The 21039-nt window shown below is 68.3% G+C and carries 18 protein-coding genes; 13 read left to right on the plus strand and 5 right to left on the minus strand.

Translation table 11 applies throughout. The features are described from left to right. Window positions 1-45 precede the first annotated feature (45 nt). Both VGU65_RS10050 and VGU65_RS10055 read left to right on the plus strand, forming a co-directional pair. Complete coding sequence (locus tag VGU65_RS10050) at window positions 46-2025, plus strand: UvrD-helicase domain-containing protein (RefSeq protein ID WP_327475295.1); 1980 nt, start codon at window positions 46-48, stop codon at window positions 2023-2025. Window positions 2026-2050: 25 nt separating this feature from the next. Further along, on the plus strand, window positions 2051-3625 hold the full coding sequence (locus VGU65_RS10055) for a tetratricopeptide repeat-containing sulfotransferase family protein (RefSeq protein ID WP_327475297.1): 1575 nt from the start codon (window positions 2051-2053) through the stop codon (window positions 3623-3625). Window positions 3626-3676: 51 nt separating this feature from the next. Here VGU65_RS10055 and VGU65_RS10060 read toward each other — a convergent pair whose 3' ends face one another. Both VGU65_RS10060 and VGU65_RS10065 read right to left on the minus strand, forming a co-directional pair. Further along, window positions 3677-6517 (minus strand): TonB-dependent receptor domain-containing protein, encoded by a 2841-nt coding sequence (locus tag VGU65_RS10060; RefSeq protein WP_327475298.1) that lies wholly within the window; start codon window positions 6515-6517, stop codon window positions 3677-3679. A 179-nt stretch (window positions 6518-6696) separates the two neighbouring features. Then, the gene (locus VGU65_RS10065) at window positions 6697-7731 is read right to left on the minus strand and encodes an AI-2E family transporter (protein ID WP_327475299.1); all 1035 of its coding nucleotides are present in this window, start codon (window positions 7729-7731) and stop codon (window positions 6697-6699) included. Between the two features lie 145 nt (window positions 7732-7876). Here VGU65_RS10065 and VGU65_RS10070 point away from each other — a divergent pair, with 145 nt between their 5' ends. From VGU65_RS10070 to VGU65_RS10110, 9 genes are all read left to right on the plus strand, one after another. Beyond that, window positions 7877-8749, plus strand: a complete 873-nt coding sequence (locus VGU65_RS10070) for an HAD family acid phosphatase (protein WP_327475301.1) — start codon at window positions 7877-7879, stop codon at window positions 8747-8749. 837 nt (window positions 8750-9586) lie between these two features. Continuing rightward, window positions 9587-9961, plus strand: coding sequence for a hypothetical protein (locus tag VGU65_RS10075; RefSeq protein WP_327475303.1), 375 nt, complete (start codon window positions 9587-9589; stop codon window positions 9959-9961). A gap of 42 nt (window positions 9962-10003) precedes the next feature. Beyond that, window positions 10004-12616, plus strand: coding sequence for a glycerol-3-phosphate 1-O-acyltransferase PlsB (plsB, locus tag VGU65_RS10080; protein ID WP_327475305.1), 2613 nt, complete (start codon window positions 10004-10006; stop codon window positions 12614-12616). Window positions 12617-12714: 98 nt separating this feature from the next. Then, window positions 12715-14034: a metal-dependent hydrolase family protein gene (locus VGU65_RS10085; RefSeq protein WP_327475307.1), complete on the plus strand. Its 1320-nt coding sequence runs from the start codon at window positions 12715-12717 to the stop codon at window positions 14032-14034. Window positions 14035-14137: 103 nt separating this feature from the next. Next, window positions 14138-14890 carry a bifunctional demethylmenaquinone methyltransferase/2-methoxy-6-polyprenyl-1,4-benzoquinol methylase UbiE gene (ubiE, locus tag VGU65_RS10090; protein ID WP_327475309.1) on the plus strand — a complete coding sequence of 251 codons (753 nt, stop codon included), beginning with the start codon at window positions 14138-14140 and terminating at the stop codon, window positions 14888-14890. Window positions 14891-14903: 13 nt separating this feature from the next. Beyond that, entirely contained in the window at window positions 14904-15542 is a 639-nt protein-coding gene (locus tag VGU65_RS10095; RefSeq protein ID WP_327475311.1) for a TMEM175 family protein, read from the plus strand. A gap of 76 nt (window positions 15543-15618) precedes the next feature. After that, window positions 15619-15885, plus strand: coding sequence for a DUF2249 domain-containing protein (locus VGU65_RS10100; RefSeq protein WP_327475313.1), 267 nt, complete (start codon window positions 15619-15621; stop codon window positions 15883-15885). 3 nt (window positions 15886-15888) lie between these two features. Beyond that, the gene (locus VGU65_RS10105; RefSeq protein WP_327475315.1) at window positions 15889-16050 is read left to right on the plus strand and encodes a hypothetical protein; all 162 of its coding nucleotides are present in this window, start codon (window positions 15889-15891) and stop codon (window positions 16048-16050) included. Then, on the plus strand, window positions 16029-16496 hold the full coding sequence (locus VGU65_RS10110; protein WP_327475317.1) for a hypothetical protein: 468 nt from the start codon (window positions 16029-16031) through the stop codon (window positions 16494-16496). The genes VGU65_RS10105 and VGU65_RS10110 overlap by 22 nt, the downstream gene beginning before the upstream one ends. Before the next feature lie 3 nt (window positions 16497-16499). Here VGU65_RS10110 and VGU65_RS10115 read toward each other — a convergent pair whose 3' ends face one another. From VGU65_RS10115 to VGU65_RS10125, 3 genes are read right to left on the minus strand one after another with little or no spacing between them, the layout of a single operon-like run. Further along, window positions 16500-17186, minus strand: coding sequence for a glutathione S-transferase family protein (locus tag VGU65_RS10115; RefSeq protein ID WP_327475319.1), 687 nt, complete (start codon window positions 17184-17186; stop codon window positions 16500-16502). 13 nt (window positions 17187-17199) lie between these two features. Then, complete coding sequence (locus VGU65_RS10120; RefSeq protein ID WP_327475321.1) at window positions 17200-17508, minus strand: cupin domain-containing protein; 309 nt, start codon at window positions 17506-17508, stop codon at window positions 17200-17202. Then, on the minus strand, window positions 17495-18421 hold the full coding sequence (locus VGU65_RS10125) for a DMT family transporter (protein WP_327475323.1): 927 nt from the start codon (window positions 18419-18421) through the stop codon (window positions 17495-17497). The genes VGU65_RS10120 and VGU65_RS10125 overlap by 14 nt, the downstream gene beginning before the upstream one ends. Before the next feature lie 115 nt (window positions 18422-18536). Between VGU65_RS10125 and VGU65_RS10130 the strand changes: the two genes are divergently transcribed. Together VGU65_RS10130 and acpA are read left to right on the plus strand one after the other, a co-directional pair. Then, a complete protein-coding gene (locus VGU65_RS10130) occupies window positions 18537-19034 on the plus strand; it encodes an Lrp/AsnC family transcriptional regulator (protein ID WP_327475325.1) in 498 nt (165 codons plus the stop codon). A gap of 64 nt (window positions 19035-19098) precedes the next feature. Further along, window positions 19099-20781 carry an acid phosphatase gene (gene acpA / locus VGU65_RS10135; RefSeq protein WP_327475326.1) on the plus strand — a complete coding sequence of 561 codons (1683 nt, stop codon included), beginning with the start codon at window positions 19099-19101 and terminating at the stop codon, window positions 20779-20781. Window positions 20782-21039 lie beyond the last annotated feature (258 nt).

Below are 21039 nucleotides of genomic sequence, written 5' to 3' on the forward strand. Positions count from 1 at the left end.
GGCGCTCTGCTACCATCGTCCCCCGCCCGCACCACCGCCCGTTCCATGCTCAATCCGCAACAATTGGCCGCCGTCGAACACTGCGACAGCCCGCTGCTGGTGCTGGCCGGCGCGGGCTCCGGCAAGACCTCGGTGATCACCCAGAAGATCGCCCACCTGATCCAGCGGCGGAAGCTCGCGGCCGGCAAGATCGCGGCGATCACCTTCACCAACAAGGCCGCCCGCGAGATGCGCGAGCGCGTGGGCAAGCTGGTCAGCAGCGAGGACGCCGCCGCGCTCACCGTGTGCACCTTCCACGCGCTGGGCCTCAAATTCCTGCAGATCGAGCATGCGCGCGCCGGTCTGCGCCGCGGCTTCTCGGTGCTGGACGCCGACGACAGCGAAGGGATCGTCAAGGAGCTGGCTCCAAAGGGCGTCAAGCCGGACGTGCTGTTCGGCCTTCGGAACCTGCTGAGCCGCGCCAAGAACGCCGGCCTCTCGCCGGAGGAAGCGCTGGCCGCCGCGCGCGCACCGCGCGAGCTGGAAGCGGCGACGATCTACCAGATGTACCAGCAGCGCCTGGCCGCCTTCAACGCGGTCGACTTCGACGACCTGATCCGCCTGCCGCTGCGCATCCTCGAATCGGACGCCGAATGCCGCGACGCCTGGCGCGAACGTTTGCGCTACCTGCTGGTGGATGAGTACCAGGACACCAACGACGCGCAGTACCGGCTGCTCAAGAGCCTGGCCGGCGAGCGCGGCCGCATCACCTGCGTGGGCGACGACGATCAGTCGATCTACGCCTGGCGCGGCGCGAACCCGGAGAACATCGACCAGCTCGGCCGCGACTGGCCGAACCTGCGCGTGATCAAGCTGGAGCAGAACTACCGCTGCGGCAAGCGCATCCTGCGCGCGGCCAACCGGCTGATCGCCAACAACCCGCACCTGCACGAGAAGAAGCTCTGGAGCGAGCACCCGGAGGGCGCGCCGATCCGCGTGCTCGAATGCAAGGAGGCCGAGCACGAGGCGGAGAAGGTGGCGGCGATCGTCGCTACGCTGGCGGAGAAGCACAAGGCGCGCTGGCACGACATCGCCATCCTCTACCGCGGCAACTTCCAGGCCCGTCCGCTCGAAAAGGCGCTGCGCCTGGCCCGCATTCCCTACCACCTCACCGGCGCGCTGTCCTTTCTCGACCGCGCCGAGGTGAAGGACCTGCTCTGCTACCTGCGCCTGCTGACCAATCCCAGCGACGACGCGGCCTTCCTTCGCGTGGTCAACGTGCCCAAACGCGAGGTGGGCGCCACCACGCTGGAGAAGCTCGGCCAGCTCGCGCAGTCCAGGCACTGCTCGCTGCTGGAAGCGACCCGCAGCGACGCGGTGCTGCGCCAGCTCACGCCGCGCCCCGCCGCGGCGCTGGCCGGCTTCGCCGAACTGCTCGACGAACTGCGCAGCGCCTCGCTGCACGAAAGCGCCGCCGACCTGGTCGAGCGCATCTTGAAGCGCAGCGGCTACGCCGCGCACATCGCCGCGAGCACGCCCGACGCCGCGCTGCGCGATCGACGCATGGCCAACCTGCAGGAGCTTTGCGACTGGTTCCGCGCCATGCAGAAGGGCAACAGCGCCGGTGACCTGGCCGCGCAGCTCGCCCTGCTCAGCCACGCCGACCGCGACGAGCCCGGCAACGCGGTGCGCATGATGACCCTGCACGCGGCCAAGGGCCTGGAGTTCCGCTTCGTCTTCATCGTCGGCTGCGAGGAAGGCACGCTGCCGCACGAGGGCGCCATCGACGAGGGCCGCATCGACGAGGAACGGCGCCTGATGTACGTCGGCATCACCCGCGCCAAGGAGCTGCTCACCCTGTCCTGGTCGGCCAAGACCCGCCGCTACGGTGAAGTGCACAGCAACCAGCCCAGCCGCTTCCTCAACGAACTGCCGCAAGAGGATCTGCACTGGCAGGGCAAGGACCCGGAAGCGGACAAGGAAGTGGTGCGCGAAACGGCGCAATCGCACATGGCGAAGATTGCCGCACTGCTGGCCGGTGGCTGAGGCCGGCCACGTTCTGGATCTCCGCATGACGGACACCTCACGACTTGCCGACGAGGCCATCGCAGCCTTCAACCGCCGCGACTGGCAGCCCGCCCGCGATCTCGCCTTGCGCGCACTGGCCCAGGCGCCGGCGCAGGCCTCGGGCATGCACTACATCGCCGGGATCGCCTGCCTGGAGCTGCAGCAGCTTGCGCAGGCCATCCCGTTGCTGCAGCACGCGGTCAGGCTCCATCCGACGCGGGCCGATTTCGCCGCCCAGCTCGCCAAGGCGCTTTCGATCGCCCGGCTTTCGCGCGAGGCGCTGGCGGTCGCCGACCAGGCGATGGCGCTGGAACCGGACGATCCCCTGACGCTCGATACGCTGGGCGTGGTCTACAACCAGGCCAATGCATACGCACGGGCGGCCGTGGCGTTCCGCACGGCGGTCATGCGCATGCCGACTGCTGCGCACTATCGGTTCAACCTGGCGACTGCGTTGCTCTTCGAAGGCGACCTGGCGGGCGCCGGGCGGGAACTCGAAGCGTGCATCGCCCTGGCACCGAACTTCTGGAAAGCCCACCTCACCCTGGCCAGCCTGCGCCGGCAGGACAGCGAGTCCAACCACATCGAGCGATTGCAGCGGCTGCTGGGGCAGGGGGGCGACGATCAGCCCGCCCGGCTGTACCTGAATCTTGCGCTCGCCAAGGAATACGAGGACCTGGGCGACTATCCCCTGGCCTTCGAGCATTTGACGCGCGGCAAGGCGGCAGGCCGGAGCACTCGCAACTACTCGATCCGACGCGACGAAGTGCTCATCGAGGCCCTGGAGCGCGCGTTCCCCGAGCCGGTGGCAACCGATATGGGCGACCCGAGCGAGGAACCGATCTTCGTGCTCGGCATGCCGCGTTCGGGCACCACACTGGTCGAGCGCATCCTGTCCAGCCATCCGCAGGTGTACTCGGCCGGCGAACTGCAGAACTTCGGCGTCGAGCTCAAGCGGCTCTCCGGCAGCCGTACTCCGCACATGCTCGACCCCGACACTATCGCACGCGGGCGGCATGTCCACTGGAGCCGCCTCGGGCAGAACTACCTAGCCAGCACCCGCCCGGCGACGGCTGCCCGGCCACGCTTCGTCGATAAGCTGCCGCACAATTTCCTCTATGCAGGTTTCATCGCACAGGCCCTTCCCAAGGCGAGGATCATCTGCCTGCGGCGTGGCGCCATGGATACGTGCCTGAGCAATTTCCGGCAGTTGTTCGCGCAGACCTCGCCCTACTACGACTATTCGTTCGATCTGCTCGACACCGGGCGCTACTACCTCTTGTTCGATCGTCTGATGGCGCATTGGCGGCGCGTACTGCCCGGGCGCATCCTCGAAGTCGGATACGAGGCGCTGGTGGCCGACCCGGAGTCGAACACGCGCAGGCTGCTGGAGCACTGCGGCCTGCCCTGGCACGAGGGGTGCCTGCGCTTCGAATTGAATCCGGCACCGGTGGCCACCGCCAGTGCGGTACAGGTCAGGGAACCGATCAATCGCTCGTCCATCGGCCGCTGGCGGAAGTACGCCGCCGAGCTGCGCCCGCTGCAGGCGCTGCTGGAGGAAGCCGGCATCGCCCTGTAGCAAAAAAAAAGCCCCGCGGATGCGGGGCTTTTTCTTGCTGCGTTGTTTCTCTTACTTCGCGCCGAACTTGTAGTTGGCTTCCAGGTACATCGCACGACCGTAGACGTTGTAGTTGCTGTCGTTGTACGGCGAGGACGAGGTGCCGGGATAGCTGCGGTCGAGCGGCGGCATCTTGTTGAACAGGTTGTTGACCAGGAACGACAGGCCAAGGTTCTTGGTCGGGTTGAAGGTCACACTGGCGTTGTAGAGGATCCACGCGCCCAGCCGGCCGGTACCGGGGCTGGTGTAGTTGTCCAGCGCCGAGGCCAGGTAGTTGGGCGTGCGGCCATAGCGGTTGAAGTACACCGTGCCGCTCCACTGCTCGTTCGGCGTCCAGGTCAGCGAGCCGTTGACCTTGCTCTTGAAGTCCGTTCCGTTGGGGTAGGCCGCCGGGTGGCGCAGTACGTCGATGCTCGGGTCGTTGGGGTAGGCCTGGGTGGTGTGCTTGAGCACGTCACTATAGGAGGTCGCGAACGCCAGCTTGCCCCAGCTGCCGATGTCCTGGACATAGTTGATGCTGGCCGTGATGGCGTTGACCTGTTCGTTGGACACGTTGATCTTCGGCGTGAAGATCTGCTGGATCTGGCCGAGCAGCCCGGGCGTGGTCGAGGTGCCGCGGGTGATCTGGCCGAAGGCATTGGCACAGGTGGCCGAGCCCATCGCCAGTGTGCCGATGTCGCACAAGTATTCGGTCTGCGAAAGCAGATCGGCGCTCTCGGTGTTGACCTCGTTGTTGATGTCCCAGTGCAGATAATCGACGCTGAAGGAGAGCTTGGAGGTCGGTGCCCACACCGCGCCATAGCTCCACACCTTCGCGGTGATCGGTTGCAGCGCCTTGTTGCCTGCCTGCTGGCCGAAGTACTGCGTGCTGTCATACGGCGTGGGGCAGCTGGCGATGTTCGCCGGGCCGTAGCCCAGGCGGCCGCAGTTGAGGTAGTCGGGGACGAAGCTGTAGAAGCCGCTCATGCCCTGGAACTCGTCGGACAAGGTCGGCGCCTTGAACGCGGTGCCGTAGCGGCCGCGCAGCAGCAGCGACTCGATCGGGCGGAATTCCAGCCCCAGGTTGTAGGTGGCGTGGTGGACGTTCTCGCCGGACACGCGGTAATTGTCGTAGCGGCCCGAAGCATCCAGCGTCACCATGCTGAAGACGGGCAGCCGCAGCTCGGTGGTGGCCGCATAGCGGGAACGGTGGCCCGCGCCCTGCACGTCCGTGGTACCCCACACCTCGCCGTCGAGCAGGCGCGGATCGGGCACGTAGGACCAGCCCTGGTTGCCGCCTTCCAGCACCACCGCCAGGCCGGCATCGCCACCGGGCAGCTTGAACAGCGACGCGTTGGTCAGCTGGCCGCGCAGCATGTTGTCCCAGGTCTTGGCGTTGGTGTCGGTGTAACCGGTGAAGCTCCTGAAGTCCGCCTGCGAGATCGGCTTGTAGAACGCCGCGTAGTCGGGGGCGAACACCGGATAGGCGCCGTAGTTAGGGTCCATGCCCTGCTGCGGGCCTAGCACGTGCTGGAGGAAGTAGTTGTCGATCGGGCCGGCGAAGCGCTGGAAGTTGTGCTCCAGCAGCTTGTCGTCCGAATGGGTGAAGCCCAGGTCGTAGTCCCAGTTCGACTCGCCGAAGGTGCCCTTGCCACCCAGGGTCAGCATGTACGACTTCTCGTACTGCTTGTTCATGATCGACTTGAAGCCGCCGGTTTCCTCCGGCGCAAACGCCTTCTGCAGATCGACGTAATCCTGCAGGTTCGGGTCGTAGAAAGCGCCGTATTTGACGCTGGTACCCCACCAGGTGAAGTTGGAGCCGATCGAGTACTTCTGCTCGTCGTAGTTGTAGAGCAGGTCGCCGTACAGCTGCAGGTTGTCGCTGACGTCGAAGCTGGCGTGCGTATAGACGTTGGCCGTCTTCTGGTCGTTTGTGACAGTCGCGTAGCTCGGGGTGTAGAACGAGCCGCAGTAGGTACGCCCACGGGTGCGGGTGCGCAGGCCTTCGGTGCCGCCGAACAGGCTCGTCACGTTCGAGCAGTTGTTGGGATCTTCGAAGTAGTAGTGCCCCGAGAACGGGCTGTAGACCAGGAAGTCGCGCGAGGCGACCGGCGCGCTGGTGCCCTGGGTGAAGTACTGGCGGGTCAGGCTGCGGTCACCGGTCCAGATCGGTTGGGTGCTCTCGAACTGCCCGCCCACCAGCATGTTGAATTTGCCGGCGCTGAAACTGTCGGCGAAGCTGATTCGCCGATCCGCGCCGCCGCCGCCGGAATGCCAGCCGTAGCGTACGTCGATGGTCGGTGCGTCCACGTGCTTCTTGAGCACGATGTTGACCACGCCGGCGATCGCGTCGGAGCCGTACAGCGACGACTGGCCACCCGGCAGGACGTCGATGTGATCGACCATTTCCATCGGGATGCCGCTGAGACTGTTGAAGGTGTCGCTGCCGTTGTAGAGCGCCGGGAAGTTACCCATCGGGCGCCCATCGACGAGATACTTCACGAAGCCGACCGGCAGGCCGAACATGCTGAGCGTCTGCGCGCCCTGGGTAAAGGACCCCGACGAGGAAGTGCCCTGCACGCTGCCCGTGGCGAAGGAGGACTGCTGCAGGGCCTCGGCCACCGTGGTAAAGCCGCGGACCTTCATGTCCTGTGCGGTGATCGTGATGATCGGCGTGGCGGTTTCGATGTCGGTCTGCGGGATCAGCGAGCCGGTGACCGTGACCGTTTCGAGCTTCTTGGCCTTCTGCTCGGCGCTGCTGGACTGGGTGGTGGTGTCCTGCTGGGCGGCGGCAGTCTGGCCGTAAGCGAACGCGGCGGACGGACCGACGCTCAACGCGACCAGCACGGCGGCCGCGAGTTTGGTCTTAAGCATTTGATTTTCCCCAAGATAGAATTTTGAAATCAGTTCGGCTGCCACCGCTCCCCAGCGGTACGAACGGCGAGACCTGCGCTTCCTTGCCACGCAGCTTCCTTTAACGCGAACTAAACGAATTGGTACAGCAATCCGTGACGGAAATCAAATTTCCTGTCGCAACAGCTATCGATGCAGCTTTACAGCAGCGCTTCGCCTTCCAGCTCGCTCTTGAGGTAGGCGTAGTAGACCGGCGCGGCGACCAGGCCGGCCAGGCCGAAGGCCGCTTCCATCACCAGCATGGCGATGAGCAGTTCCCACGCGCGCGCGCGGATCTGGGTACCGACGATGCGGGCGTTGAGGAAGTACTCGAGCTTGTGGATCAGGATGAGGAAGACCAGCGCCGCGATGCCCACGCCCAGGGACACCGACAGGCCGGCGATGGTCACGGCGGTGTTGGAGATCAGGTTGCCGATCACCGGCAGCAGGCCGATCACGAAGGTCAGCGCCACCAGTGTCTTGGCCAGCGGCACGTGGATCCCCAGGAGCGGCAGCACGCCGATCAGGAAGATCGCGGTGAACATCGTGTTGATCAGGGAGACCTTGATCTGCGCGAACACGATGTTGTGGAAGGCCTCGGCCAGGCGCAGGCAGCGCTGGCCCAGCGCCGCCGCGAGCGGTCCTACCTGGTGCGGTGACCGGGCGCTGCGGCTCAGTGCGACGATCGCGCCCAGCACCAGCCCGATGATGATGTGCGCGAAGCCGCGCGCGGTGTCCTTGCCGGCCAGCTGCAGGCTGGCCGCATGCTTGCGGGTCAATTCGCCGGCCATCACGCGCAGTTCGTCGACGCTGTCCGGCAGCGAGCCGACCAGCACGGCCGGCAGTTGCTCGCGCGCCTTTTCCACCAGCGGCATCAGCTGCAGGCGCCACAGGTCCTGCGGGTTGCCGATTTCGCTGCGGAAGAAGCTGATCGCACCCAGCGCCAGCAAAATCAGCAGCGCGACCACCACGGCGCCGAGCAGCGCCACCACGACGACGCGGGCACGGCTGCCGGACAGGCGCCGCTCCAGCAGCGGGCTGATCGTCTGCACCAGCTCGTACACCAGCAGGCCGGCCAGCAGCGCCGAGAGCAGGTGCAGCTTGACCACCAGCAGCAGGGCAATGCCCGCCAGCACGTAACTGGCCAGGCGCACGGCGCGCGAGGGCTCGCGCAGAAGAGAAGGATCGGAACGCATGCCGGAGCTCGGGGGAAAGCACGGGAGCCCAGTCTCGCAGCAGGTCACGCCGTTCGCCAGCCGGACGGCAACCCGCCCGGCCTTGCCACTGGCCTGTCGTAAACTGGCTTGATCCTGTCGGACGCCCTCAATCCTGAGGAACACCATGCCATTGCGCCTGCCCCTCGCGGCCGCCCTCACCCTGCTCGCCGGTTGCGCGGCGCAGCCGCCCCGGCTTCCGCCGCCTGCGCCCGCGGCCCACACGGTGGCCGCGGACGACAACCTCAACGCCGTCGCCTGGGCCCAGACGGCCGTCGAACACGACCTCATCTACCTGCAGACCTACCGCGACGCCCAGGCCCGCCTGCTTGCCGCGCTGGCCGATCCGGACTGGGATGCCTTGTCCAGGGCCGACCGCGTGGTGCCGGCCAAGGGTCTCAGGCCGGCGGTGCTGCTGGACATCGACGAAACCGTGCTGGACAACTCGCCCTACCAGGCCCGCCTGGTGCGCGGTGGTGGCGAATTCAACGAGGCGGACTGGGCCGCCTGGTGCAAGGAGGGCCGCGCGCGTGCGCTGCCCGGGGTGGTCGCCTTCACCCGCTTCGCCGTGCAGCATGGGGTAGAGGTGATCTACCTGTCCAACCGCGCCAAGGACCTGGACCAGGCGACCCTCGCCAACCTGCGCGCTGCGGGCCTGCCGGTGGCCGGCCCGCAGTCGTTCCTGGGGCTGGGCACCTTAGTCGAGGGCTGCGAACAGGTGGGCTCGGAGAAGGGCTGCCGGCGCCAGCTGGTCGCCCGCCACCATCGCGTGCTGATGCAGTTCGGCGACCAACTGGGCGATTTCGTGGACGTGCTGCCCAACACGCCGGCGGCCCGCCGCCAGATGGTCCAGCCTTACCTGGACTGGATCGGGGTGCGCTGGTTCGTCCTGCCCAACCCCACCTACGGCAGTTGGGAGCCGGCGCTGTTCGACAACGACTGGCGGGCGCCCCGCGACGTACGCCGCAAGGCGAAGCTAGACGTCCTGCGTGTTGATTAAAATCAGTCACTTGCTAGTCTAAATATCAAGTATTGCCTTAGGTTCCAAGAGCCATTAAGCTCTCTCCCGCCGAAACCTGCTGACCTCCAAACCGCGGGCAAGGCCATTTCCCTTCCGGCTCGGCCGGATTCCCCCGCGCGGCTCCAGGCCCGCGGGGTTTTTCTTGCCCGAAGGGGTGCAGACGCGCGCCGTGTTTCCACCGGCGGCCCCGTCGCCCGACGGCTTGCCGCTGGCGCGACCGCCCACACACCTTGCCCGTTCGCCCGCGCCACCTCCGCACCGACGAGAGTTCCATGCGCCTGACGCCGCTACGCCGCCTGATGCTGTTGTTTGGCCTGCTGGCCCTGGCCGCCTGCCATTCGCACGACGTGGCCACCGCCTCCGGCGGCCCGTCCCCCGAGGCGGCGGTGCGCGAGTCGATCGCGCTGATCCGCGCGGACGATTTCGCCGGCTTCTGGCGCCACGCCCTGCCGCCGCACGACTACGCCCTGCTGCGCGCGGACTGGGGAAAGCTGCGCGCCGGCGAGGCACCGATGAATAAGGCCGACCGCGAGCGCATCGATGCGGCCCTGCGTCAGCTCGCCGCGCCGGACGCCGAGGCGGCGCTCGACGCGCGCCTGCAGCCCTGGCTTGCCGACACGCAGGCTCGCTACGGCGACCAGTTGCCTTTACTGGTGGGCATCGGCCGCGCGCTCGGGGCCAAGGCGATCGCCGGCAACCCTCATCTTGGCGACGCCCAGAAGCATCACGCCACGGCGTTGCTGGATGCGCTCGGTCCATGGGCGCAGCAGGCACCCTGGTTCGATCCGGCCAGGGCTCGCCGGGCGGTCGGCGTGGTTGTCGCCACCGCGCGCAAGACTCGACCTGCACGACGCGCAGCAACTGCGCGCGATGGATTTCGACCAGGCCATGCGCAGCTACGCCACCGCGTTCGAGGGCCTCAAGCAGGTGCTGGCGATCTACGGGCTTGCGCTCGACCAGGCGCTGGACTCGGCGCGCGTGGTGCCGCTGGACTACCACCCGCCCTACGCGCGCGTGCGCATCGAATACCGTCTGCTGGACCAGCCGCTATCGATGGAATCGACGCTGGTGCTCAAGGACGGCCGCTGGTACGACCAGGACCTGCTGCAGGCCGTGCGCCGCGCCCACCAGCACCTCGCCACCCCGCCGGCCGGCGCCAGCGCGCCTGCGGTGGCCTCGGCGCCACGCTGAGCACCCGGGCGTCCTTTACGAGCCACCGGCTACAATCGGCCGATGCAGAACATGACCGCGGATTATCCGACCCGCAGCCGCGCACCCTGGTGGTTCGGCCTGGCCGGCCAATTGCTCGAACCCTGGGTGCGCATCCGGCGCGACCCGGCCGAACCGGCCAGCCTGCTCAAGACGGGCGCGCCGGTGTGCTACGTGATCGAGCGCGACGGCTTCTCCGACGCGCTGATCCTGGAGCGCGCCTGTCGCGAGGCCGGCCTGCCACCGCCGATGCAGCCGCTGGCCGGCACCCGCCGCAAGCGTTCGGTGTTCGCCCTAGCGCGTCGCGACGGCTGGCTGCTGGGCCGCAACCGCCAGCGTTCGCCCAATGAATCGCTGGCGCAGCTGGTGCGCTCGCTGGAAGGCCAGCCCGGACACGACATCCAGATCGTGCCGGTGTCGATCTACGTCGGCCGCGCACCCAGCCGCGACGCCGGCTGGTTCCGCGTGCTGTTCTCCGAGAACTGGGTGATGGTCGGCCGCTTCCGCCGCCTGCTGGCGCTGCTGCTCAACGGCCGTGACACGGTGGTGCACTTCTCCGCGCCGGTATCCCTGCGCGCGGTGCTGGACGAAGCCGGGCAGGCCGAGCCGGACCGCTTCGTACGCAAGATCGCGCGGGTGTTGCGCACGCACTTCCGCCGCATCCGCGCGGCGGTGATCGGGCCAGACCTGTCGCACCGGCGCACCATGGCCGATGCGGTGCTCAACGCCGAGCCGGTGCGCGCCGCGATCGGCGCCACCGCGGCCAAGGAGCACATTTCCCACGCCAAGGCCTGGCGCCGCGCGCACAAGCTGGTGATGGAAATCGCCGCCGACTATTCGCACCCGGTGGTGCGCTCGGTGTCGTTCCTGCTGTCGAACTTCTGGAACAAGCTGTACGACGGTATCGCCATGCACCACTTCGACAAGGCCCGCGCCGCGGCGCCCGGCTACGAAGTGGTCTACGTGCCCAGCCACCGCAGCCATGCCGACTACCTGCTGCTGTCCTACCAGCTGCACATGTCCGGCGTAGTGGTGCCGCACATCGCCGCGGGCGTGAACCTCAACCTGCCGGTGATCGGTCCCATCCTGCGCCGCGGCGGCGCGTTCTTCCTGCGCCGCAGCTTCAAGGGCAATGCGCTCTATTCGGTGATATTCAACGAATACGTGGCGCAGCTGATCGACCGTGGCGTGCCGATGGAGTACTTCATCGAAGGCGGCCGCTCGCGCACCGGCCGCCTGCTGGCGCCGCGCGCCGGCATGCTGGTGATGACCGTGCGCGCCTTCCTGCGTGCACCGCGCCGCCCGGTGCTGTTCCAGCCGGTCTACATCGGTTACGAAAAGCTGATGGAGGGCAAGAGCTACATCGGCGAGCTCACCGGCAAGCCGAAGGAGAAGGAATCCCTCGTCGGCCTGCTCAAGGGGCTGAAGGTGCTGCGCCAGCGCTACGGCCACGTGGCGCTCAACTTCGGCGAGCCGATCGAGCTGACCCCGCTGCTGGATGCGGCCAGTGCCGACTGGCGCGCCGCCGCGGCGGATCCGGACGCCAAGCCCGAGTGGCTCAACCGCGTGGTGGACGACCTGGCCGAGCGCATCCAGGTCAACATCAACCGCGCCGCCGACGTCAACCCGATCAACCTGCTGGCGCTGGCGCTGCTGGCGACCCCCAAGCACGCGATGGCCGAGAGCGACCTGCTGGCGCAGCTGGAGCTGATGCGCGCGCTGCTCACGCAGATGCCCTATTCCGACCGCGTCACGCTGACGCCGATGGACCCGTCGGCGATCGTCGCCTACGGCGAGCAGATGGGCTGGATCCGCCGCGTGCGCCATCCGCTGGGCGACGTGCTGGTGGCCGACGACGAACCGGCGGTGCTGTTGTCGTATTTCCGAAACAACGTGCTGCACCTGACCGCCACCGCCGCGTGGGTGTCCTGCTGTTTCTTGAACAACCGGCGCATGACGCGCGCCTCGGTGGTCAGGCTGGGCCGCATCATCTACCCGTTCATCCAGGGCGAGCTGTTCCTGCCGTGGGATACGGAGGGCTTCGTGACGCAGATGCAGGGCACGATCGACTTCTTCGTCAGCCGCGGCCTGCTGGAAGCTTCCGCCGACGGCCGCGTGCTCGAGCGCGGGCCGGGCCAGGATGACGCGGCCTTCCAGATGAAGACCATCGCGCGCAGCCTGATCCAGGCCTTCGAGCGCTACTACATCACCATCGCCGCACTGGCCAAGAACGGCCCGCACACGACCACCGCGGCGGAGCTGGAGAACGCCTGCGCGCTCACCGCGCAGCGGCTGTCGCTGCTCAACGAGCAGTCCGCGCCGGAATTCTTCGACAAGGCTCTGTTCCGCGGCTTCATCCAGAAGCTGCGGGAACAGAAGATCGTGTGGACGGATGACGCCGGCAAGCTCGACTACGACCGCGCGCTGGAGGACATGGTGCGCGACGCGCGGGTGATCCTGGCACGCGAGGTGCGCCACTCGATCCTCAAGATCACCGGTGTGGACGGCGACATGGACGCCGCGCCCCTCAGGCCGGCGCCGCACGTGCCCGAGGACAGCGGCAGTGAAGACCTGCACCGGCGCCACGTCGTGACCGAGCAGCACGAGCACGCTCACGAACCGCCCCGGGACGCGTAGCTGCTTTCACCCCAGGGGAGCCTGGCGGGCCTCCCGGTCAGACTACCGGCCGGCCCGAGCAGCCGCCTATGATGGCCGTTCCCGCCGAGGAGGCCGTCATGCCGCTACGCTCTGCGCTCGTCCTGGCCGCCCTGCTGGCGACCGCTCCCGTGCTTGCCGGCGATCCGCCGGTGCAGGCCGCCACCGCGCTGCACTGCGCCCACCTGCTCGACCCGGCAGCAGGCAAGCTGCTGGGCGAGACGACCGTGGTGGTCCGGGAGGGACGCATCCAGGCGATCCATGCCGGCGCGCCTGCCGGCGGCGACGGGCAAGTGCTGGAGCTGGCCGGCCAGACCTGCCTGCCCGGCCTGATCGACGCGCACACCCACCTGACCTCCGAGACCAGCCCCACCGGCTACACCGACCAGTTCCGCTGGAACACCGCCGATTACGCGATCCGCTCGACGGTCTACGCCCGGCGCACCCTGCTGGCCGGCTTCACCGCCGTGCGCAACCTCGGCGACAACGCCAACGAATCGATCGCCCTGCGCAACGCGATCAACGCAGGCATCGTGCCCGGCCCGCGCATCTTCACCGCCGGCGTGCCGATCGGTTCCACCGGGGGCCATGCCGATCCCACCGACGGCTACCGCCAGGACCTGGCCGGCGATCCGGGCCCCAAGGACGGCATCATCAACAGCCCCGCCGATGCCTGGAAGGCCGTGCGCCAGCACTACAAGGACGGCGTGGACCTGATCAAGATCATGCCCTCCGGCGGCGTGCTGGACGAAAGCGCCAGCGCCGACAACCCCCAGATGACGCTCGAGGAGATCAAGGCCGTGGTCGCCGCCGCGCACGACTACGGCTTCACCGTCGCAGCCCACGCGCACGGCGCCGAGGCGATCCGCCGCGCGGTGCTGGCCGGCGTCGATTCGATCGAGCACGGCACCTTCATGGACGACGCCGACATGAAGCTCATGAAGGAACGCGGCACCTGGTACGTACCCACCATCATCGCCGGCAAGTATGTCGAGCAGATGGCGGGCAAGCCCGGCTACTACCCGCCGCAGGTGGCCGCCAAGGCGCGCCAGGTCGGCCCGATCATCCAGGCCACCGCCGGCCGCGCCTACAAGGCTGGTGTGAAGATCGCCTTCGGCACCGACGCGTCGGTGTACCCGCACGGGCAGAACGCGAAGGAATTCGAATATATGGTTCAGGCCGGCATGCCGCCGATGTACGTGCTGCAGGCGGCCACCACGCACGCGGCCGAACTGCTGCACAAGGCCGACCAGCTGGGCCAGATCCAGCCCGGCCGCTCCGCCGATGTCATTGCCGTGCCGGGCGATCCGCTGCAGGACATCACCGCAATGCAAAGGGTGAGCTTCGTGATGAAGGGTGGCACCGTCTACAAGCAGGGCGGCAAGCCGACCCTGCCGTGAGTCCGTAATCCACGCTGCACGCTCCGCCGCCGGAAGGAGCGCGGCCGCGCAAGCAGAAGCCGAACGGCGAGCGGGCGATCCGCATCCTGTAGCATTGCCCGCCATGAACGAGCAGCCACAGACCACCCACTTCGGCTTCCGCGACGTGCCAGTGGGCGACAAGCAGAAACTGGTCGGCGAGGTGTTCACCTCGGTCGCCCGCAACTACGACCTGATGAACGACCTGATGTCGTTCGGCGTCCACCGCCTTTGGAAGCGCCATTTCGTGGCGATCAGCGGCGTACGCGCCGGCGACCGCGTGCTGGACCTGGCGGGCGGCACCGGCGACATCGCCGCCTTGCTCAAGCCCGTGGTCGGCGCCGAGGGCGAGGTGGTGGTCGGCGACATAAACGCCGCCATGCTCGGCGTGGGGCGCGACCGGATGACCGACCGCGGCCTGGTCTCGGGCCTGCGCTGGGCGCAGCTCAACGCAGAATGCCTGCCCTTTCCCGACGCAAGCTTCGACGCGGTGACGATGGCCTTCGGCCTGCGCAACGTCACCGACAAGGACAAGGCGCTGGCCGACATCTGCCGCGTGCTCAAGCCGGGCGGCCGCGCGCTGGTGCTGGAATTCTCGCGCGTGCAGAGCGAGCTGTTCGGCCGGCTCTACGACTTCCATTCGTTCAAGGTGCTGCCCCGGCTCGGCCGGCTGTTCGCCGGCGACGGGGACAGCTACCAGTACCTGGCCGAATCGATCCGCAAGCATCCGGACCAGGCCACACTCAAGGGCATGATGGAGGCGGCCGGCTTCGGCCGTGTGGAAGTGCGCAACCTGAGCAACGGCATCGTGGCGATCCACAAGGCCTACAAGCTCTGACCAAAGGCAACCCATGAACCAGGGACCCGCGCAGCTCGAACGGCTCAAGGCGTTTTCCGACGCGGTGTTCGCCATCGCGATCACGCTGCTGGTGATCGAGGTGCATGTGCCGCGCCTGGACACGCTGGAGGACGCCGCCTACCTGGCCGCGCTGGCGCACCTGGTGCCCAGCTTCATGGGTTTCATGCTGAGCTTCCTCACCATCGGCGCGCTGTGGGTGGCGCACCACCGGTTGTTCGGCGTGCTGGACGGGTTCGAGCCCAGGCTGATGTGGCCCAACATGCTGCTGCTGATGGTGGTGGCCTTCATGCCCTTCGCCACGGCGCTGATGAGCTCGAGCCCGTTGGCGCGCGTGCCGGAGGTGTTCTACTCCGCCACCCTGCTCGCGGCCGGCCTGCTGCAGCTGCTGCTGTTCCGGATCGCGCTCGGACCCGGTCGGACACGCGCGGAGGTGGTCCCGGAAGAGATCAACGCGCTGCGCTGGCGCGCACTGACGCTGCCTACGGCGGCGGCGGTGGCGTTGCTGGCGGCGCCGCACATGCCCGGCAACAACAACTTCTTCCTGCTGTCCATCCCGCTGCTGGCGCGCGCCTATGCCGCCATCGGCAGGCGCCGCGCCTTGCGGCGCATGGCCGCGCAGACGGCCGGCTGAGGGCACAGCTGACCCAGGTCATGGGCGGCCGGCTTGGACGGCCGTAGGGTGGCGCCACTTCCACGGAGCCACCCTCATGCACCCGGACCTCAATCCCGAAGAAAACGTGCACATCTTCGATGCGCGCGGCATCGCCCGCCGCTTCCGCCACTCCGCCATCTTCGGTGCGCTCGGCGCGCTGCGCTCGGGCGAGACCATGCGCTTCATCAACGACCACGATCCGCTGCCGCTGCTGGCGCAGCTGCGCGAGCGCTTCGGCGAGCACCTGACGATCGGCTACCGCGAGCGCGGCCCCGGCGCGGTGGTGGTGGACTTCGGCATCATCGGCATGCCCAACGAGTAGGCCATGACCTTCCCCGCGTTCTTCGACCAGGCGCCGTGCATCGGCGTGCGTGACCCACTGGCCGCCCTGCTGGGCGCGGCCGAGGATGGCCTGCTGGTCTACCGCTACGCCGACGCGGTGCGGCTGGCGGGGCATTCCTGCCCATGGTCGCCGGCGCCTGGCTGATGGCGCGCGCGGCGCTGCGCGCGCTCTATCCGGACGAACCGGCCGAACGCGGCGGCGTATCGGTGCGAATGGGCGCGCCGGAACACGAAGGCACCACCGGCGTGATCGCACAGGTGCTCACGCTGATCACCGGTGCGGCCGCCGGCAACGGCTTCCACGGCATCGGCGGTCGCTTCGTGCGCCAGGGCCTGTTGCGCTATGCGGCGGGCGGCGCGGGCGTGCGCTTCGCCCGGCGCGACATCGGCACGGCGGTGCAGATCGAACTGGACCTTGCCCGGGTGCCCCCCGCGCAGGACTTGCGCGAATGCATGGCCGAGGCGCTCGCACCCGGCGCCTCGGCGAAGCTGCGGGAGGCTTTCGGGCGGCTTTGGCAGGACCGTGTACGTCGGTTGCTGCTGGAACACGCGGACGATTCGAAGGTCGTCCGCATCCAACGGCTGGCCTGAGCCTCAGGCCGTAGTACGCAGGTCCGCCTGCACCGTGCCCACGCGGCGCGCGGTGTGCTCGGTATCGCTCAGGCGCGCGCTCTCGGCCAGCGCGGCGGCGTACCAGCGCTGCATGCCGGGCAGCTCGCGCAGGCGCTGCGCGTAGGCAAGCGAGACATCGTCCAGCGGCAGGCCGTAGCTCAGGATGCGCCAGGCGACCGGCGCGAAGAAGGCGTCCACCGCGCTGAAGGCGGCGCCGGCCAGGAACGGTCCGCCGAACCGCGCGAGGCCTTCGTTCCACAATTCGGCCAGGCGGGACAGATCGCGCTGCAGTGGCGCGTCGATGCCGTGCAGCTGCACGCGGATGGCGCAATCCATCGGGCAGGTGCCGCGCAGCGCGGCAAAGCCCGAGTGCATTTCCGCCGCGGCGCAGCGCGCCCAGGCGCGTGCCGCCGCATCGACCGGCCACACGCCGGGATGGCGTTCAGCCAGGTACTCCACGATCGCCAGCGAATCCCACACCACCGTGCCGCCATCGTTGAGGCACGGCACCTTGCCATTGGGCGAAAAGCTGCGGAACGCGTCCCAGCTCGAACCCTCCTGCAACGCGACCAGGCGCTCGTCGAAGGGAATCCCGCGCTCGACCATCAACAGCCACGGCCGCAGCGACCACGATGAATAATTCTTGTTGCCGATGTAGAGCTGGTACACGACGGATCTCCTTTCAGGTATCCAGGATCAGCAAGGCGCCGGCGCTGCCTTCGTCGACCGCATGGGGGACGCCGGCGGGCACCAGGCACAGCTGGCCGGCACCCAGCACCCGCGGCACGCCATCGATGTGCAGCCGCAGGACGTCGTCCAGCACGAGCAGCGCCTCGGTGAAATCGTGCACTTCCTCGACGTAAGATGCCTCGTCCATGCGCAGCAGCTTGAGCCTGGCCGAGCCGATCCGGCCGAGCTGCCGCGAGCGCCACGCGGGCAGTGCCCGCGCCAGCGCCTGCAAGTCGACGATGTCCGCCTCAGCCGTGCTCATAGCCTTTGGTCCCACGTGCCGCTTCCGGCCGCGCAGGCGCCCTGCGCCCGCTTGTATTGGACAGTATGACGCCGCCGACCGTCACCGTGCCGCCGACCAGGGTCAGAAGCCCCGGCCGCTCGCCCAGCCAGACCCAGCCGATCAACACCGCGATCGGCGGCGAGAAGTAGATGAAGCTGGACACCTGCGAAGCCGAGCTGCGGTGGATGGCGACGTTCCAGGCGATGTAGCCGACGAAGGTCGGCGCCAATCCCAGCCACAGCAGCGCGCCGATGCGCGGCCAAGCCGCCGCGGCCAGCGCCTGCGGCAGGTGCGTGGCGAACGGCAGCGCACCCAGCGTGCCGGCGAAGAAGGTGAAGGCGGTGACGCCGAACACGCTCGATCGCGCAAACAGCGGCTTCTGCCCAACGAAATAGATCGCCGATGCGGCCACGCTGACCAGCACCAGCGCCGCCATCGGCTCGAACCTCACCTGCTTGCCGCTGGCCAGCACCACCGTCACCACGCCCACCAGCGCCACGCCGAGGCCGCAGAGCGTGCGCAGCGGCAGGCGTTCGCGCAGCCACAGCGCCGACAGTGCCGCGGTCGCCGCCGGCACCAGCGAGATCAGGATCGCCGCGGTGCCGCTGGCGATGCGTGTCTCGGCGTAGTTGAGCGCCAGGTGGTAGACGGTGAGCCCGATCACGCCCAGCAGCGCCAGCTGCGGCCAGTCGCGCCGCGCCGGCAACGGCGGGCGCTTGGCGATCAGCCACAGCGCGAAGCACAGCGAGCCGATCGCCAGCCGCGCGAACGCCACTTCGCCGGGCCTGAACGCCGGCAGCGCATAGGCGATCGCGGCATAGGCCGACGACCAGGTGACCAGCGCGACGCCGATGCAGGCCAGCGTCCGCCCGTCCAGGCGTGGGGTATCCATGGGGGCAAGTCCAAGCGGGGGAGTGCGCATGCTAGTGGCGGTCACCGGATACGGGAATGATGGATCGGAATAAAGTGTCGACCTTTCGCCATCGAACGAAATGGGAAACCTCCGCATGGCTTTCGTATCGAAACCCGAGCTGGATGGGCGCGACTGGCAGCTGCTCGAGGCCCTGCAGCAGGATGCGCGCCAGGGCTATGCCGAGCTGGGCCGGCAGGTCGGCCTCTCGGCGCCGGCGGTGGCCGAACGGATCAAGCGGCTTGAGGAAGCCGGCGTGATCGCCGGCTACCGCGCGGTCATCGATCCAAAACGTCTGGGCTACACCATCGACGCGGTGATCCGGCTGCGCTGCGACGGCGGCGTGTGCGCACGCATCGGCGTGCTGGTGGCGGACGTGTCCGAGGTGCTCGAGTGCCGCCGCCTGGCCGGCGAGGATTCGGCGCTGCTGCACGTGGTCGCGCTCTCGGTGGCGCATCTGGAGACGGTGCTCGACCGCCTGCTGAAGATCCACCCGAGCATCAGCACGACCACGCTGGTGGTGTTGCAGACGCCGCACGCCAACCGTCCGCTGACCCGCGCGATGTGGCAGGCGGCGCAGGCGATGGAAGGCTGAGGCGGATCGCCCGATTCCGGATGCCGGCATACTCAACGCTTCGATGTGCGAGGAAGCCCGAACGATGTCCAACCTGCCCCCCGACACTGACGACCAGCCTGCCGATCCTCAACGCCGCCGCCTGCTCGGCGGGCTGGCCGCCGCGGGCGCCGGCCTGGCGCTGGGCGGCACGGCCATCGACACCGCCAGCGCCACCGCCGCGACCGCGCCCGCCGCGACGAAGCTGGACACCCTGCTGCGCGAGCGCATCCAGCGCGTGGTGGTGATCTATGCGGAGAACCGCAGCTTCAACAACCTGTTCGCCGATTTCCCCGGCGTGGCCGAGCCGCTGTCCGCGCTCGAGCCCGAGCAGTACCGCCAGCGCGACCGCGACGGCTCGCTGCTCAAGGAACTGCCGCCGGTGTGGCACGGCGTGGCGCCGCACGAACAGGTGGTCAACCACAAGAGCTACACGGTGCGCCAGGAAGACATCACCGGCCTGCCCAACGCGCCCTGGGCGCTGCGCACCGGCGCCGGCGAGCCGTTGCCGCAGGGCGTGGTCACGCGCGACCTGTGGCACCGCTTCTACGAGAACCAGTTGCAGATCAACGGCGGCAGGAACGACGGCTTCGTCGCCTGGGGCGACTCGGGCGCGCTGGTGATGGGATACTACGGCGACAACGCGGCCAACCTGCGCCTGTGGCAGCTGGCGCGCCAGTACACCCTGTGCGACAACTTCTTCATGGGTGCCTTCGGTGGCTCCTTCCTCAACCACCAGTACCTCGTCGCCGCACAGCCGCCCTACTACCCGCATGCCGACACGAGCCCGGCGCGCTTCAACATCGCGCAGACGGTCAGCGGCGAGGCCACCGACATCCACCTGAAGATGGCACACGACTCGCCCGCCAGCGCCATGCAGGGCAAGCCCGAGGCGCTGACGCCGAACACGCTCACACCGGACTTCTGGGCGGTCAACACGATGGGCCCGCCCTACGCGCCGGGCTTCTCCAGGGACCCGAACGATCCCGCCCACGCCGACCCGCACAGCCCCAACACCGTGCCGCCGCAGAAGCACGACACGATCGGCGAGGTGCTCTCCGAAGCCGGCGTCGACTGGGCCTGGTATGCCGGCGGCTGGCAGCTCGCGCTGGACGGCCAGGGCGACGGCGACCAGCGCGAGTTCCCACAGCGGCCCAATTTCCAGCCGCACCACCAGCCGCTCAACTATTTCGCCGCCTATGCGCCGGGCACCGCCGCGCGGGCCAAACACCTGCGCGATGCCGGCGTGGGCCAGACCGCGGCCACCAACCATTTCCTCGCGGCGGTCGCGGCCGACCAGCTTCCGACAGTCAGCTTCTACAAGCCCCAGGGCGATCTCAACATGCACGCCGGCTATTCCGACGTGGACGCCGGCGACCGCCACATCATGGCCGTGGTCGAGGCCCTGCAGGCATCGCCCGCCTGGCCCGGCCTGCTCATCATCATCACCGTGGACGAGAACGGCGGCTGGTGGGACCACGTGGCGCCGCCCAAGGGCGACCGCTGGGGGCCGGGCTCGCGCATCCCGGCGCTCATCGTGTCGCCGCACGCCAAGAAGGGCCATGTCGACCACACCGTCTACGACACCGGCTCGATCGCCCGCTTCCTGACCCGCCGCTTCGGCCTGCGCAAACTGCCCGGGCTGACCCTGCGCGAGGAAGCCATGCGTGCCGCTGGCGGCCCACCCCCGGGCGACCTCACCGCCGCCCTGGAGTTCGGCCCGGCGTGACTCCGTGCTTGCTCTTCCCGTATCCGGGAGAGCAAGCGGAGGCGTCCACCCTGACTGGCGTCCCCGGCAAGCCCCGGCCCCTCACCCCAACCCTCTCCCCGGAGGGGAGAGGGAGCAAGCGCGCCGTACCGTCCGGCCAAACACACGCTTTTCCTGCCTCAACTCCCGAGCGCCCGCGGTAAAGCGGCTGCAGCTCCCCTAAGAGCATGCGACGCACCGACCAAGGCGAGCCGGCACCTAGCTCTTAGCAAAGAAAGT

Origin of the sequence: Frateuria sp. (assembly GCF_035943815.1) — a bacterium.
Lineage (GTDB): Bacteria > Pseudomonadota > Gammaproteobacteria > Xanthomonadales > Rhodanobacteraceae > Frateuria_A.